This is a genomic window from Mesorhizobium sp. B2-5-7, from assembly GCF_006440875.1.
GTDB classification, from domain to species: Bacteria; Pseudomonadota; Alphaproteobacteria; order Rhizobiales; family Rhizobiaceae; genus Mesorhizobium; species Mesorhizobium australicum.
In genome coordinates, this window is sequence record NZ_VFUO01000004.1 from 377,227 (window position 1) to 393,819 (window position 16,593).

Here is a 16,593-nt window from a genome sequence, read left to right on the forward strand (position 1 = left end):
TTCTTCGAGGACATCCGCGGCTTTAATCTAACTACGACAACTCCAGGAACGGCACTCTGGCGCTGAAACGGGGGCCTGATGTCACGAAGGTCGTCTTGTCGAACATCTTGTCGAGCGTGACCGGCTCTTCGCGATAAGCCGCTGGCATGCGAAGATCTATTTCCTCGAGATAGATGACCAACTGCCCCTTCCCCAGTTCGCCTAGCGCCGAACCAGACAGGTCGAAACACTGCTTCCAAACCAGGTCAGGGTCCCCGTCGACATTCGCCTCCGGCATTTCCAGCGGAAGATCGCCTTCCGGAAAGGCAATGGGCCACCCCTCCGGCTTAATCGGCTTACGGATGCGGTTGCCGGCATCGCCGCTTTCGTGGAACACGACGGCTCGGATCTTCGGCAGTTTCAGCCTGTCAAAACTGTTTTTCCATTCTGGCTGCTTTTTAGCCGTCTCCGCAGGCAGATCGTCGAATTTGAGCTCCTTGATGCCGCGCGAACCACGACCCGAAACCTCGACTGTCACTTTGCGGCCGGCAGTCGCGGGGTCATTCAACAGTTCCACGTTAACGCTAACTTTGCGCTTCGGCAGGAGTTGCAGTTGCAGTGCGACGGGCTCGGACGTCATCAGGTCCGGCGAAATGGCATTTTCCTGATAGCGCACGAGGCCGAAGCGAACGAACGGCTCCGAGGCTCGGTTGGCCCTTAGATCGACATCGACATACCATTCCTCGCGATCGAGGTCGAAACACGGCTCATAAGTCAGGAGTGACACGGCAAGGAACTCGCGTTCTCCACCCTGCGGCGCAGACTTCTGCTTCTCGTCGTCCTTCTTCGGCGGAGCGGCTTTTGGGACGGGCATGCGCGCTTCCGAAACGAATTTTGGTCGATGCGGGTTGGATGTAACCTCGCTGAGAGACGATACATCGTCGCCGTGCTTCGAGCCGGCGGACTTGTCCACCAGCGGCATGTCGGCGAAGGCGTTGGGCGGAATGAAGTTGCCCTCCTGGACGCTCTTGTCGAGGCGGATGGGGTCCCCGCCCCAGCGTGTGACATAGGCCCCGGCGGCTCCCAGATCGCGGTCCTGGAAGTCCTTGAGTTCCATAGTGCGCCCACCGTTCAGGACCAGGTTGTTGTCCAGTTCCTGCCAGTTGAGCTCGTCGTATCGCGGCGGCCAGAGCACGATGCCCAGACGCTCCCCCTCGCCGGAACTGAACCAGCCGCGACCGAGATAAATGCGCGCCAACGCATGGCGCTGCACGACGTGTTCGATCGTAGTCTTGCCTGTGACCGCCGTGGCCGACCGTCGGAAGATGAAGGAAGGCTCTGGCCGGCGGGCCTCTGGAGAGGCGGGCGCCTTCGTCGACTTCATCCAAAGTTCGACGGGCGTGGCGGACCGCGTCGCCTGATCGATGCGCCTGAGGGGCTGGCGGCGAAACAAGGTCTGCTCCTTGCCCTGGATATAGGTCGGTGCGGTTTCGAAGGCTGCCGCGCCGCGCGACACCGCGACGAGATCCAGCGTCAACCTGCGGGCCAATGTGTCCTTGAAAACATGCGGACGCTTAATCTGCAGCGCTTTTTTCCTTTTTGTTTGGTCGCGGCCTTCGGGCAGCATGGCGACGGACTGTTCAATTGACGTTCCGCTGATCGCGGCGGCAAATAGCGGCAACAGCGACACTCCTGCCAGCCGCGCCCCGTCCTTCGGCAAGGTGAAAACGTTTGCCGCGCAGGTATCGCCGTTTACCGGTGAGAGTGGGCCGATAGCCTTGGTCGATGGCAGGTTCCCGAGACTCAGCAGCGTCACCGGCTCGCGCGGCAGCGTCACCCTGCCGTCCTCGGCGACGGCGAAGCCGACGACGTCAGTGGGCATAGCGTAGGCGTCGGCGCCATCGGGGTTTGTCACGACAGGCCATCTTCCGGAACGTCTGGAGGTCAGACTGCGTCCCCTCTCAGGTGCATCGATTTGGAAGCCGCTAGTGGCGACGGTGGTGGCTATGACGTGGAAGGACTCGACCAAATCGAGGTCGAGTTCAACCGTGCCGTCGATAATGAGGTCGGTTGCATCCGGCTCATCGCTATTCTTGTTGGAGATGTTGACGCAAACTGACGCATTTTGCGTGCGGATGGATCGAAGCTTTGGATCGTCCGACAGCCAGCGTATCGCCTTTGCCAGCGGCTTGTTGAGCGCGTGATGAACACGAAGGCTCTTGACCGCTGCGATTTCCTCGACCGGCCATTTCGACTTCATAGCGTCGAGCAGCGCTTCGGCGACCTTGCGCCGATAGCTTGGGACGGGTACCTGCTGTCCGCCCAATCCGGTGAGGCTGTCTGCCCCGCCTGGGGTGCACGCGGCAAGCACCGAGTCGCCGCAGATTTCCCGAAGACGTCCCCGAGCTTCCTCATCGCTGGCGGCGCGGCTTAGTTGCATCGCCATCGTCTCGGGTACCGAGAACCGGTCGGCGAGCGTGGCGACATCTGGCAGGCAGCTCACCTCGAGTTCGAAGTCCTCGCCCTGATACAACGTGATCTCGACGAACTGAACACGGGCACGTCTCGCATCCTTGGCCGGAATCATGCCGGCTAGGTCCATTGAGGTCAGCTGCGGCGCCTTGGCTATGTCAGATATCGAGCCCGGTGGAGAAATGCGGACGGCGGCGACACGAACGACTTTCACAGCCAAAGGCAGTGCGTGGGGATAGCTATTTCCTTGATAGAGCGGGACGGCCTGCGCACCTTTCAGGTACTTGTCGCTACCAGTTATCTTGGCCCTAAGGCTGTATTCCACAATGGCCGGGTCGGGGAGATACCCGACCTCACCCGTTTGGGCGGTGTTATGGCCGCCGGGTTCGAACACCGGGATGCCGCGCGGGGTGCCGTCTTTCACCGGAAAGACAGTTCGCGGATAGATGACGCCCTCGTCGTCAAGGGAATCGCGCCGCGTGCTGACCGCAACAGGAAACCCGCTCGGCCTTTCGCTTTCGTCCTGAGGGGTTACGGCACCGCCGTGGTTCTTGCGCGGCGTGTAGCTTACATCGCGCAGGCCTCCCTTCCGGACTTCAACGGCATCGGGATTGTCGAGCCTCCCATGGGCCGAAACAAGGTCGTGCGGGGCCTCCGGTGCGATGAAGACGCGGATCGTTTCCGTCGGGTTCGTGCGGATGTCCTTCCCGACATATTCGCCCTTGATATCGTCCGGAAGCAGGATGTCCGTAAGTTTCGAATTCTCATCGTTCCAGGAACGGACGATCGCCTGGTCGACCAGCTCGTATCCCATCTGCTTCAACCAATAGTCGGCCAGATGCCGTGGCAGCAGCAGGATCGGCGCACCGATGGATTCATGGCGCAGATACCGCCGGGGCGTGACCGCCTTGACGTAGTGTCCGTCTTTCATGACGTGTCGCTCGGCCGGAACGAACGTTCCATGCTCGGTCGGAGTTGACGGTGACGGCGAACCGCCACCCAAGAACATGGAGCGGAAGCGGAACAGGTAAGGCACGCCGAAGCGGAGTGGCGGAGGACGCAACCCCGCTTCGCCGGCGCCCGACCCTGGCAGGTCGAGTGTACGGCCGAAAGGCAAGCCGCTGGGTATTGACTCGTTGCCTGGGCGGCCGTCGGTGAGGACACTGGCCGGTGTGCCGTCCCACAGGAATATGGCTTCATCGGCCACAGCTTCGAATCCGGAAATCTTGCCGTCGTCTGAGGTCTTCGGCAGGAAGCGGGCGGCGGTCTGGAACGAGGTTTCCTCAAGAAGGCCCTTGCTGTTGGTCTTTGTCCCCATCAGCGCATAGAGCACTGACTCGACGAGTTTGTCGTTCTTGCCGAAATCCAGATCCACGAAGCGCTGCATGAGACTTCGCCAGACAAGCCTATCGAGCGGCTTGTTCGCAGAGGCCACGGCCACGTCGATCCGCCGCCCTATAGTCAATTCCTCGGCATGGAGGACGACAACAGGTTCATACCGGCCAAGTTTGTCGCGATTGATATCGGCGAGGGCTATATCGCGGACGATCTGTTCCGACCTGCCGCGATCCAGGATGGTGAACCCGCCCGTTCGATGGGCTTCGCCTCGGTCTCGTCCCTGCGACTTGGAATCCACGGACCGACGAATGTCCAGTGAAGCAAGTTCGTAGCGTGGTCCGTCTACGGTCGTTGCGCCAAGCTTCCAGACACCGTCCGACTGCTCCACCAGGTGCGCCTGTTTGTTTTCTTGCCCGGGCGCCTTGATGTCGAATACCGAGACGGGCCAGAAGCCGTGGAGGTGGAGCTTCGCGGCCGTCGCCACCTGGCACGTATCAGACAACGCGCCCGCGTCCGCCGAGACGGCAAGGTGCAGTCGCAGTTCGAAGCCGGGCTTCGAAAGGGAGGCGCTTGAAGGAAATTTGTCGAGCGGCGCTTCGAAATCGAACGCAAGGCCGAAAAGGCGCGAAAGCATAGGATCGCCCTGCATGGCGAAATAAGTGCCTCGGATCGCCATCAGCGCGGCCGTTTTGTCATCGTCCTTTAGGGCTTGATCGTCGATGACGGGCGGGATGATTGCGCCGCCCTCCTTGCGGTTTTCATCCTTCTTGCCGGTGAGGCCATAGCGGCGCTGCAGCCAGCCGCCATATTCCTGCGTGGCTCGGCGCTTCTTGCGCGGGGATTTGCCATCGTCCTCCTCCTCCGCCTCGGGAGCGACCACATCGGCAACCTCTGGGATTAGGGACGGCCGCACGGGTGCGCCGTCCGCGACCCCGGTGGCGGTTTCGGAACTAAGCGCCTCCTTGATCTTGTCGTAGGTATTCTTGGAGTAAATGCGCTCGTCTCGGGTAGCCTTGATTGCCGCCGCGAAGCGGTCTTTCGCCGAGCCGACGGCCCCGAGATCCACTTTGCGCTCATCGAGCACTGAAAACGGCCCCGCATATTGCTTTGCCAGAATACGGGCCGCGCGCACTGTCTCCTCCTCCACAGCGATGTCGCTTTGCCGGATCGGCAGGACCGCGCCTACCGTCAACGCATCTTCTGACTTCGGCCGATGCACGGCGATGGAGCCGTCGTCGGCCAGGGTGGCTCTGGCAGCTGCCTCGTCTGCTTCTTCGATTTGCCGATCAGTGCCTTCTTTACCTGAATAGCTGTCCTTCAAATCGGCCGCGTGCTTTGATCCCTCGAGCGATCTGGCGATGTCCGCCGCGAGTTCCTCCCAAGTTGCGCCCGGGTCGACGAGCGCTTTGTTCCACAGTTCGTTGATCTTCAGCCAATCCGAAGGTTTTGAGTACGCAGCCGCTCGGCTCGGTCGCATCGTCACCTTCGTCCAGTCATGTTCCGCGATCTTGGGAATCTTGCCTCCGATCTCGCGGACCCAAAGCACCAGTCCGCCATGCGGAAACGGTGAAACCCCGTCCCTCAATCCCTGCGCCATCGCTTTTGGCCAATCCGCCAGTTCGAATGCCCCTGCCTCGGCACTCTGCTGAGGCGTGGCGATCACCGTCAGGCGCAGGGTCTTTGCGTCCTTGACGCCGTTTGCCACGACGCGGAACAGCGGCTTGACCGTGGAACCACTCATCACATGAACTCCTTGGTCAGGCTGGTATCAAAATAGGTTGCGTAGGTTTTCCAGTCGCGCGCCTGGTCGGCGGCTTTGATCAGGATCGCGGAGACGTCCGGCGCACTGAAGGCGGCTGTGCCGGCTGGGTCGATCGAACCGGTCGTCGTGAAGTCAATGTCCGCGTCAAGCGCGGCGAAGCGGGTCTTGCCGCTGGACAACGATGTCTGTTTGCCAAGCGCATTCTCTTTCTTGTACGCCGTGATCGAGTAGTCATAATCGGCGATGCCAATCGAGAATGAGAACGAGTAAATCGCTTCGCCATACATCTCGCCGCCCGCCGCCGTCCCCAGCCTCACATAGAGCGACGTGGCGAAGTGAAATATCCAGATGCTGGCCGAACCACCCGCGAAGAACGTGCCGTATAGCTCAGTCGTCTTCTTGCCGTCGGCCTTGATGACCCGCACGAAGACACCGACCTGGATGCGGCAGCTGGCCTGAAACGGACCGTAGCCGATGGCCGCACCGCCGCCATATTCGAACGATGCCTCGAAGCCCCTGACGCCGTCGGCGGCTGCGTAGATGGCGAAATAGCCCGAGCCGACAAAGGGGAAGACGCCCATGGTAAATGGCGAAAGCCGACGCCCAAGCGACACCTTGAACAGCGATTCCTCGTTGCCGAAGGGAAGCTCGGCCGACACATTGAGCGAGACGTTGAAGAAGGATGTCACGCCGATGCCGATCGTTCCCAGATTGATGCCGTAGCCGGCCTCAATGCCTGCCGTGCGTGTCATCGGTTGGATGAAGACGCCGTTGCCGTCCTTTGGCGACAGGTAGCTCTGCAGCTTCTGTGCGAATTCAAGGTCTCGCCCGATCACGAAATCCTGGTAAACGACATCGAATCGAGCACTTGTGTTGCTCGCCACGGTGAAGGCTGCGCCACCGAATTTGAGCCGCAGCGCGTCGACCACTCCGCCGATCAGGTAGATTTCGAACGGGCCGAGGCTTGCCGTGGCACTGAAATCGGACTTCTGTTTCAGAAGGTCGATGGTTGCCCGCATGGTGATGCCGAAAGACGAGCCCACCAGAGGCCGGAAGATCGCTTGGGCGCCGGGGTCCTTGTCCACCGTTGAATTGAAATCGTAACTGAGGTTGACCTTGGTGGGGATAAGGCTGGAGATCGCGTCCTCGATCTGGTCACGGAATGCCCCGAAGTCGATCGCGGCCAGCACATCGCCACGCATCAGGTCCTTGGCCATGTCATCGGCCTGGGACAGGATCACCAGCGGCGCCGCCGTCTTGGCCGACCAGCCGCTTAGAAGCGCCACCAAACGGCGGCGGTGGCTTTGCTCAAGCTTGCCGTCCTTGATCGCCGCAACATCTTCGGCCACGCTGGCCTCTTGTGCCAGCCGGTCGCAATCTGTCATCGGGTTGACGGATGTCGCATCGTCTATCTTGCACTGGTCAAGGCTCTCGTTCTCGTCGCGGGCCAGCACGTGGACGGGTGTGACAAGCAGCGCCTTGCGCGCCGCGACGTTGAAGACCGGAACGCTCTCGGCCAAATCGAGCAGTTCGTTTCGTTGCTTCTTGATCTCGCCATAAGCAGCGTCGAGGGCAGAAAAGACGCCAGTTGAGAGGAGAGCTTTTTCGGCCTCCTGTCGCAGCCTCTCCGGTGCTCCGGCGACGCGCTCCTCGAGCTTTCGCCACTCGCGTATGACGGCGCTCTCTTCGTCTCTCAGCGCTGCTTCCACCGCATGATAGCTCTTGGCCACACCGTCTGGATTGAACAGTTCCAAGACCCTCGCCTTGGCGCCGTCAGGACCGACTGAAGCGACGATGAATTCCTTGAGTGTGGAAAGGCCGGTGGGAACGGACGCATCCTTGAAGCCAAGCAACTTGATCCGGAGCCGCGCGATTGCTTCGGTCAGCGCCTGTGTTTCCTTCCCGAGGTCGAACCCGAAACGAGCAGCGGCCCCTACCAGCTTTGGTAAGGCTTGCTCGACTTGCTCGACCGCGTCAGCAGCGCCGAGCACCGAGGCGCCGACGAGCCCAAGCGCAAAGTTCGTGACCGTCGTGAGCTGGGTAACGATCTCCTTTTCCGTCTTCTCAAATGCGGCCTTGGCCTTGGTGATCGCCTGCCTGACGTCGTCGGATATGTTCTCTAGCTGGTTCTTGTCCAGATAGGCCTGGAGAACGACTGCGGCGCCACCGACAATCCCGCCGGCCGCCATGATGAGTTTGTTGCTAGGCTTGTTTGCAAACTGCGCCAGACGCTTGACAATGCTCTCCAGCCCGCTGCCAAGCCTCTCACCGAGTTGGCGAAGCCGACGCATGAGTTCGCCGAGTTCCGTCTGCAGCGCGCGCACGGTTTTCGGGTTCGGATCGGGGAAATTCTGTAAGGCACGGGTCGCAACGACGATATCGACGACATCGCCGTAGAGGCCTTCCAGGTCGGCGATCAGGCAATCTTTTCTGTCAAGTTTTATACCCTGGGCGAGGTAACGGACCTCGGCGACGAAATTCAAGAGACCGTCGGCGCCGAGCGCGGTCTCGCCGGCTTTCTGGGCCGCATCGTCAATTTGGCTTCTGTTGTCCTCGATCAGCAATCTGAGGATGTCGAGCGAGCTCGTAGACTCGGACGGCTGAAGGAGAAGGCTGTCCAGTTCGCTTAGTTGTCTGCCGATGGCAGCCAGCAACTCGTTGCTGGCAATGACAATTGACGAGTTCTGGCTGTTCTTTAGCGGCAATGGACCCGGCGTTGCGGGCACGTAGTCTGGAGCCCGCAGCTTGTCGAGCGCGTCGCGTTCCTTGGCAAGGACAGCGCCCTGGCCGTCGTTTGGAACGATCGCGAAAGTGCCTTCCTTGAAGACGACCTTGGCCCGGGTAGCGATTTCCATGACCAGTTTCTGCTCGATGCCTTCGGCCTCTGCCTGGACCGCCGCGATGTCCATACCGAGCACGTTTTGGGCGAATGCGCCGCTTGCTTTCAGGATCGTCTCGCTGTCGCCTCCTTCGAGCGCCTTCGCGAACGCCTTGCCTTCGCGAACTGTGACGTTGAGCCTATCGATACCGGTCACGATGGCGTTCAATTCATCGGGGTACTGGCCAACGATATCGAAGACAGCATCCAGCACCTGCTCTTCGAGTTGCCGGAGATAGGTCTCGAGCGCAGCTTTCAATTGCGTGACGGCACTCTTGACCACGGCGTCGGCGTCGGCTGCAGCCATGTCGAGCGCTAGCTTGGTGGTGGCGACCGCGTTCTTGGCCTTGGCCTTGACCGCGTCACGGTAGGTTTTCAGGCCCTCCTCTAGGGCGGGAACAGGATCCTCCCCGCGGAACACCTTGGCGAGCGCGCTGGTCAAGGTCGACTTGAGCGCGTCCTCAGATACCTTCCGAATTTCGAGAACCAGTGTGTCGGCAATGCCATCTTGCTTCGAAACGGCGTTCCAGAAGGCCTTGGCAGTGTTCTGAACGTCGACGACCAGCAGCTTCGTCAATTCTCGCAGATCCGGAGGCAGAGACGCCAGCGGCATAAGGCTGGCCAGTTCTGAAGGACCCTTTGTATCCCGGACGCTCGGCTCGGAACTGCGCGCAAGCTTCTCGAATATCCAATTGGTGACGAACTCGGCGGCTGTGTCGGGTGCTGCCTTGGCGAACTGATCGACAAGTAGCTTGAACGTGGCCGCAAGCCCCTTGAGTTCTTTCAGAATTGCTTCGAGAGAAGCGATCTTTTCCCGCAGATTCGCGGTTACAGCCTCCTCCAGGCGTTCGATCGGGTTGGACGCTATGATCGCAAGGCCACGGATAAGCTGCTTGGCGGCCGCATGCACGGCGGCAAGCTTGGGGATGAGGCTGGCTGCGTCTTCGGTCGCCAGCGCGTCGTCGAGCGCCGCCTCGAGCTTGGTGAGCCCGCCATCGACCTCAGGGTAGATGGACTTGAGGCTGAGCGGATTGTTCCCGCCCAACTCCTCCAGCCCGCTTTGCAGGTTGGATGAGGTTCGTTGCACCCTCTCGTCGAAGAGATCCCACTCTCGCCGCAAAAGGGCGACGGCGTCGCGCAGGGGAACAAGCACCCGGGTGCGTATGTCGCCGCTCAGTTCGTTAGCCTCACGAAGCGCGGCGGTGCCGAACTCCTGCAATTCTTTGAGCACCGGGATGCTATCAAACGACAGGCCCAGCAACCGCATCAGGTGTTTCAGCTTTATGGTGCCAAGCAGCTTGGCGTCCATGCTGAAGAAGGATTGGACCTGCTTGATGGTATCCGATACGTCGATGGCGTCGTAGGGATCCTTGTCCTCGTCCGCCAGCGGAGGTGGGTTCTTGATGCCCGGACGCGGAAGCGCAACATTGAAATACGGCGCCAGCGAGACGAGCACGCCACGCTCCACGAGCCCATCGAGTGTTTTCTGGTCGGGCTCACCGGCTTTGCTTGAGGGAGGCAGCGTCAGGTCATCCGGCGCTTTTTGTCCCGGCGCCGTGCTCCACCACGTGGCCTCATCACCGCCGAGCGGGCCTTTGCTACGGCTGATGCCGACGATGTTGGAGTTGGGGCGCGCAATACCGCCGGAGCGGTCGCCGCTGTTGCCCATGTCGAGCTTGTACACGTGACGCAGCACCAGGAACACTTCCTGCGGATTCGCGTCCTTTCCTTCCGGCTTCGAATGCCCCTTGGGCGGCTCCTCTCCGGGAAAGCCATAGAGGACATAGTGGCCGTCATACTGCACCTCGACCGACGCCGGTATGCCGGCGCTCAAGCGCTCAACCTGGCCCAATCTGATCCTGGCGAATTGCATCGTCGGATAAAAGGGAGGCTGGCTTGCGCCTTCGAGCACGCCGGTTGTGGCGAAATTATCCTCGGCTTCGAGTTGGCCGGTCCAGCTATCGCTGCTTGCAGACAGCAGGCGGCCTTGCGCGCGCACAACGATCTTCTCGGTTTCGAACTGCGCCTCGCCGCTCTTGCTGTTCGGCGCGTAGTCGATCTTGCGGCCAGCCAGCCGGAGCGTGCGAGTGTAGGGCGGACGCAACACGCCCGCCTGGACATCGGCCTCCGGCACGAGGCTGTTGTAGTAGTCACACGCGGCTTTCAGCGATTGGGACGACGTCGCCGCGATGTTGTCGAGGAACAGCATCGGCAGTTCGGTCGATGCGCCGTCTATGGTGACAGGAAAACGGAAAACGCCCTGGTCCGTAACGTCCGTGCGTGGCCAGAACGCCAGGCCGGGGCCGTTGTTCAACCATATTTTTCCGCTGAGGCTGACCTGGTTGGCACTGTTCACCTCGCCATCAATCGGGAATGTCGGGTCAAGGATGTCCGGTGTCTTGTCCGTCGTCAGACGCACTTTCTTTGCGCACCACAAGCGCCCGCCATGCGGCTGTCCCATGGCCCCGTAGAGCTTTGCCGGGTCCGCCATGCGCAGGAACATGCGTTGCCGCAGGATGGCCTTGATGCCGTGGCCCTCAACACGCAAGAAGATGCGCTCCGTCAATTTGACGAACGACGCCTTATGACCGAGGGGCAAAAGATAGCCCTTGTAGACCACCTCGGTGCGGATATCGCGTCCCAGCACGATGTCCTGCTGCAGGGTGTCGATGGAGAAGCCTTCAAAAATCTTGCGGCCGAAGATGTCGTTTGCCCCGGCCGAGGGCTTGAAGGCCGTTTCGTGGAGGAACGACCCACCGAGTGCCGTCAGCGACAAAGCCTTCACATCCAGTGGCGCGGGCTTGTGCAAAGCCTGGTCGTCGGTCGCGTCCAGCAGCACGAACCTTTCCCCTGGTTCGATCTGGCCAGATTCCGCAATCAGTCCGCCGCCATTGTCAGAGTCCTTGTCCGGGCCCGGCAGCCGCTTGCCGATAACCGGTAGGCCATAGGCGGAGGTCAGCAGGACGAGTTGATGCCTGTCGAACGCGTCAAGCGATGTCCGGAAATAGGTGTATCCGCTTTTCTGAATATCCTTGCGAAATTTCATGCGCTCCATGAGCCAGCGCGCTAGCCGCGAGCCAGGAAATTTCGGCGCGACAATCTCGTTGAGGGTCTGGTTTTCGAGCTGTTCGAGGCCGATGAACCAAGGGGCATAGGGGCCACGCGGCGGCGGGCCTTCACCGGGAAGCCTTGGAATGGTGTCGAGCCTGCGCGGGGTCAGCGCCGTCGTACGCAGGTCCGGCGAGGAAACGGCGCGGACCCACGGGTTCTGGCCCTGGGTTGCAAGCCGTACAGACCAAAGGTCGTAGGGAAGTTCGTTGGTGAGAGGGTTGCCAGCGACGGAAGCGCCATTCTCAAGCTCGGGCAGGGCCTCGTTGGCCGGCGGCACCTCGACAGGCGTCGTCTTGTCGGAGCCGAAGACCGATTTCGGCATTCGTCGGTTTGTGTACCACACCGCATCCTGCGCTGTGGACAGGATCAGCCGAGAAGGCAGTTCGATAGCTGTTTCAAAATCCAACGGCTCGCCCGGAAAGGGACGGTCGTGGCCGTCTTCGAGCGACGCAATGCGCTCGCTCTTGAGCGCGCTGCGGACTTCTGCCATTCGCGCTTCACCAGTGGTCGGCGCCTCGGCGAAGCCCTGGAAGCGCATCATCGCCTGGTCGCTCGGGTTCACCGCACGGTTGCCGGGTCGTGGCAGCGTCCCGGACGGCAGGGTCTGGAACAGCTTGCGCGCACGTTTCGTCACCGCCGGCTCGAACCGGGACCATTCCGTCAGGCCCTCGAAGGTGAACGGGATGGGCCTGAACTGCGTGTTGCCCGCGCCAGCACCGGCCGGACCATCGCCGCTTGAAGGTAACGTGCCTGCTTCGCGCGCATCGACGCCGATCTGCGCCTCTCCATTGACGCGGAACGCCAGACGGCTTGGACCCGACAAACGTGCGTTCATCAGGTCTTTCAGCGGATCTCGGCTCAATGCACGATCGAGGAAGGCCTCCACGATCCTGCCATAGAGTGCGCTGATGTCGCCGTAGCTTGCCGGTCGGTTTCTGTCGCTCAGATATTCGCATTGCATCCAGAGTTTTGGATCGAACTGCGGAATGCCGCCCGGAACGGCGGAAGGATCTCCTGAAACGGCTTCTCGCCAGAAGGCGCGGAAAACGCCATAGAATGGCTCGAGCGACTCGAGCAGCGCCTCGTTGCGCAGTGCATTCGCAAAGTTTTCCTGGTTGTCAGGGAGATTGACCTCGTTGACCTTGTCAATTTTCTCCAGCCGCGGTGCCAGCGGCCCGGCAATCTGCGCCTTCACGCGCTCGAGCATGTCCTCGAGGCTTTGCTTGACACCGGCCTTGCCCTTGTCCCGCATCAGCCGGCGCGCGGCGCCCATGGCGTCGGGATCGAGAGCGAAGGGGCCGATATAGACCTGCTGGTCCGCTGGCGGAGGCGAGGACTTGGGCAACTTTCCGATCTCGCCGGGCAACCCCTCGGCAATCTCATGGAATGGACCCTGCGTCCCCTCCTTATTCTTCTTGGCGCTCTGCACCATTGTTCGGTATTCGACCCGGGCCTGCTCGTCCGCGAGGCTTGCGAGATGGTCCAGGATCTGCTGGCGCGAACATTTGTCCCCGATGTCGGAACTATCTCCGGGCTCAAGATCGATATCGGGCAGTTGCGGGGTCTCCGGGAGAAATACCGCCTCCTCCATGACGTGTTGCGGATCAAACTCCGCGATGAGGATAGGACGGCTATCCTGAACCGCGCCGTCCTCGCCCACGCGCACCCGGGCGTCGTCTCGGGCAGGCCTGATACTTGGATTGGGACTGTAGTGCAGCAGCAGATCGTGGAAGCGCAGGCGCACCTTCATCAGGTCGTAATCGCGGGCGCAGGTCAACGTTGCGCGCGAAAGATCAATCACCGCAAGCGGCTTCGCAAGCGCGGCGGGAGCGCCGATCCACACGAAGCTGGTCGACAATGAGCGCGGGTATTCGCCGCCCGACAGTTCCTTAATCGGTTCGCCGTCCTCAAAGGCCAGGCGCAGTTCCGTTCGCTTAAAAGCCAGCCTGCTGAAGCTGGCGTCCGGCAATGCCGTGGCAACGCCGAGCAGCGTCAGGTCAATATGGATGCGTCTCAGGCGCGAGTCGCCCGCGCTCGGCAGGTCACGGTCGGCCAGCGCATGGATCGAGGCTTCGGGCACGCCGCCGCGATCGCCGTTCGCAGCTTGGAAAAAGCGAGCCAGCCGATTGCGATCCTGCTCTTCAGCACGTGGCACCTCCTCGCCGATCTTGGGAGGCTTGCACGCATCATCAGCGGGTTGCCCGGCAGCCGTTTGCGCGTCCTTGCTGGTTGCCGTCGGCACCTTTTTAGGGGGCCCGGGATCCTTCTCCAGGTCAAGACGCAGGACGGGCTTGTCGACGGAAAGGGGGCCGATCGGAGAATCGATCGTTCCCGCCCCACCAAATTCCTTTTCCGGCCCCTCCTCTTTCGGCTTCGGCGCAACTTTTTCCGGCAGCTCGGGCCGAAGGACAAGAGGTTCGCCGGTGCCGTTCGCATTACCCCAAAGCACCGTACGCACGACACGCTTCAAGCCGCGTGCGCCCGGAGTGATGGTCTGGGCGATCGTCAGGCTGTCCGCCGCGACGCGATCCACGAGCGCGGTCTCGCCGGAGCGGACGGCCAGGGCAGCCGCCGTCAGGGTCAGCGCGCAAACTGCCTGCGATTGCGACGGCAGGAAGGTCGCGGCGCCAACGATGACGTCGAGCCTTAACGTGTTGCCTTGCGGCAACCTTATTGCGAGATGGTGAGCACCGGCATTGCCGTGGCGGTATAGTCCGTCCGTTGCGGCAAGCGAGAGGCCTTCTCCCTCCGCTTCGCCTGAGAAATACACGATGTCCGGCGCTCCCGCCTCCACGTCGCCTATCGCGACGCCGGGGGCTGGCTTGGCATCGCCTCCCACGTCGACTGGCGTTTTGCCGTCGGGGGCTTTGTCACCCGGCTCTTTGCCGTCGGAATTTCCCGGTTTCGGTTCCTGCTGCTTGAGCCGCCGCCAGGCAAAGCTCAGCCTGGACGTCCTAATCTTTCCTTCATGGGCGAGCAGTCTCGCCGAGTCGAGCGCCTCGATATGCCATACGAGATGGCGGTCAAGGGATACGTCGAAGACGCTCCTCGACGGTGCGGCCGCATAGAGCAGTTGACCGAACGTGACTTGCAGCGTTTTGCCGACCCGGCCCGCCTCGACGAATTCAGCGGGACGCAGCCGGGCGGTCGACATTGTCGGATTGCCATTAGTCAGCGCCTTGTCAGGCTGCGTTTGTGTCTCGCCGATGAAATGCTCCAACTCAACGGAGCTACTGCTGACGATCGACTCGGTGCTGCCGCTGGATCGGAGCCATAAATCCGTCTCATATGCTATCTTCCAGCGCAGTCCGGATCGTGTGAACCGGAATGCGACATAACCGGCTTTGTTGACCTTGCCATCCTTGATGGTGGACGTCTTGCCATCTGGGTCCTGTCTGCTGAAACGCAGACCATATTGGACCTGCCTGACATAGAGGACTAGTTCATAGGCATTTTTAGCATCGACTGGGCGCGCGTCCGGCTGGGCCATGTCGAAAAAGGCGTCTCTGCCGAATGCCCCGGCGGGCACGTCCCACGAGCACGCGACGCAGCGAACTTCGGAAAGTACCTCTGTGGGCTTGCCATCCCTGTCGAGGATCTCCTTGTATATGTCGACCTTGATCTCGCGAACAGTGACGGACGACTGGTCCTCAGAGATGACCAGTTCAAGATCGTACCAGCTCGAACTGTATTGTGCCGCTGCGGATACAATGCCAGAATAGAGCACGATAGGAGAAGCAACCAGCCCACCAAGCAATGCACGTCGAGTAAGCTTGGGATTGACAATCTCCTGCCAACCAACAGGCAAATTCCCACGCAGCAGCAATCCGCTGCTATCAAGCAAACGGGCCAAGACGCCCCCCTATTGGCCGTTGCGATCGCAGTCGCCGGCTTTGATATTCAAATTGATGCATCCGGTGGCGCTCGTCAATACGAATTATTTGCAAGAATAAAGTCATTAAAAATTATTTCATTGCATTCTTGCAATACTAGAGCATACTGTTTCTACAAGGAAGAAGAGGGGTTGCCGCGCAGCAGCGCGCCACCCTGGTTACTTCTTTTGCGCCGTTGGTGCGTTGAATAACTTTCGACGTTTTCAGCTAACAAAAAGGGCGTATTCGACAATATCCACTCAATATTGGCTAAATGAGGGTACGGCTGGCAGCATTTTCACGAGATACGGGTAGTGGATTGAAATAATCATGGGATCACTTAGTGCCTGGCATTGGCTGATCGTCTTTGCCGTCATCATTTTGCTCTTCGGACGAGGCCGTATTTCGGCGCTCCTGGCCGATATAGGAAAAGGTATTGGTGGCTTTCGCCGCGAGGTGCGCGAACTCTCGAGCGGCCAGGACGCCCCGCGCAGAGTCTCGGCTGCCATGGCCTCGCCGGCTCCTGTTCATCCCGGAGGGAATCCGGCCGCAAGCAACGACGGGGCGTCGGCTGACGGACCGTTGTCCGCGCCCTAGATCAGGTCGAGGCTCGCTCCCATCCGGAAGGTGGCGCTTCATTCTCGTCCTCAGTCATCGACGCGAATAGCGCGATCGCATCATGCAGTCGCCGCAGCGCGGTGATGGCCAAAAAGCGGCTCATCTGTTTGCGATGCCGTGACCCGCTACGAAATTCAAGTCGGAGAGCGTTTTCCGTCTGGTGGGAGCGCCTTCTGGAGCAGCGTCAGGTTCTCCCTCAGAACTTCAATCGAGAATTCGATCTTGGCCACCAGACCAGGATAGGCTGGGCGATCCTTCGCTTGCAGCGCGATTGTCAACTCGTGGATTTGTTCCTCCGCCCTTTCAAGCCGTCCCGCCATCCGCTCTGCCTATAGGCGTACCAAGGATCCCAGCCGTGCGGCTTCAATGAGTCGCTGGCGACGCCGCCGCTGGCGTTCGGCTGGGGACATCGGAGCGCTGCCCTTAAGGGGGCGGCCTCGTTTCCGTTTGGGCTTGCCCTCGGTGACCTGCCACTGAACTGTCATCCAGTGGCGATTAGAGCCGCGACCATTTCTGATCCGATACCATTCTTTGGACCGCCGGAAGGTGGAGTTTTCCGGCTG

Annotated in this window: 4 protein-coding genes; 1 reads left to right on the forward strand and 3 read right to left on the reverse strand. The window is 60.8% G+C overall.

All coding sequences use genetic code 11. From position 1 onward, the window contains the following. Positions 1-31: 31 nt before the first annotated feature. Together FJ543_RS19805 and FJ543_RS19810 are read right to left on the reverse strand one after the other, a co-directional pair. Positions 32-5,530 carry a hypothetical protein gene (locus tag FJ543_RS19805; protein WP_140876615.1) on the reverse strand — a complete coding sequence of 1,833 codons (5,499 nt, stop codon included), beginning with the start codon at positions 5,528-5,530 and terminating at the stop codon, positions 32-34. Further along, positions 5,530-15,393: a hypothetical protein gene (locus tag FJ543_RS19810; protein ID WP_140876617.1), complete on the reverse strand. Its 9,864-nt coding sequence runs from the start codon at positions 15,391-15,393 to the stop codon at positions 5,530-5,532. Before FJ543_RS19810 ends, FJ543_RS19805 begins: the two co-directional genes overlap by 1 nt. Positions 15,394-15,742: 349 nt before the next feature. Between FJ543_RS19810 and tatA the strand changes: the two genes are divergently transcribed. After that, complete coding sequence (gene tatA, locus FJ543_RS19815) at positions 15,743-16,009, forward strand: twin-arginine translocase TatA/TatE family subunit (protein WP_140876619.1); 267 nt, start codon at positions 15,743-15,745, stop codon at positions 16,007-16,009. Between the two features lie 155 nt (positions 16,010-16,164). Here tatA and FJ543_RS19820 read toward each other — a convergent pair whose 3' ends face one another. Further along, the gene (locus tag FJ543_RS19820; RefSeq protein ID WP_140876621.1) at positions 16,165-16,350 is read right to left on the reverse strand and encodes a hypothetical protein; all 186 of its coding nucleotides are present in this window, start codon (positions 16,348-16,350) and stop codon (positions 16,165-16,167) included. Between the last annotated feature and the right edge of the window lie 243 nt (positions 16,351-16,593).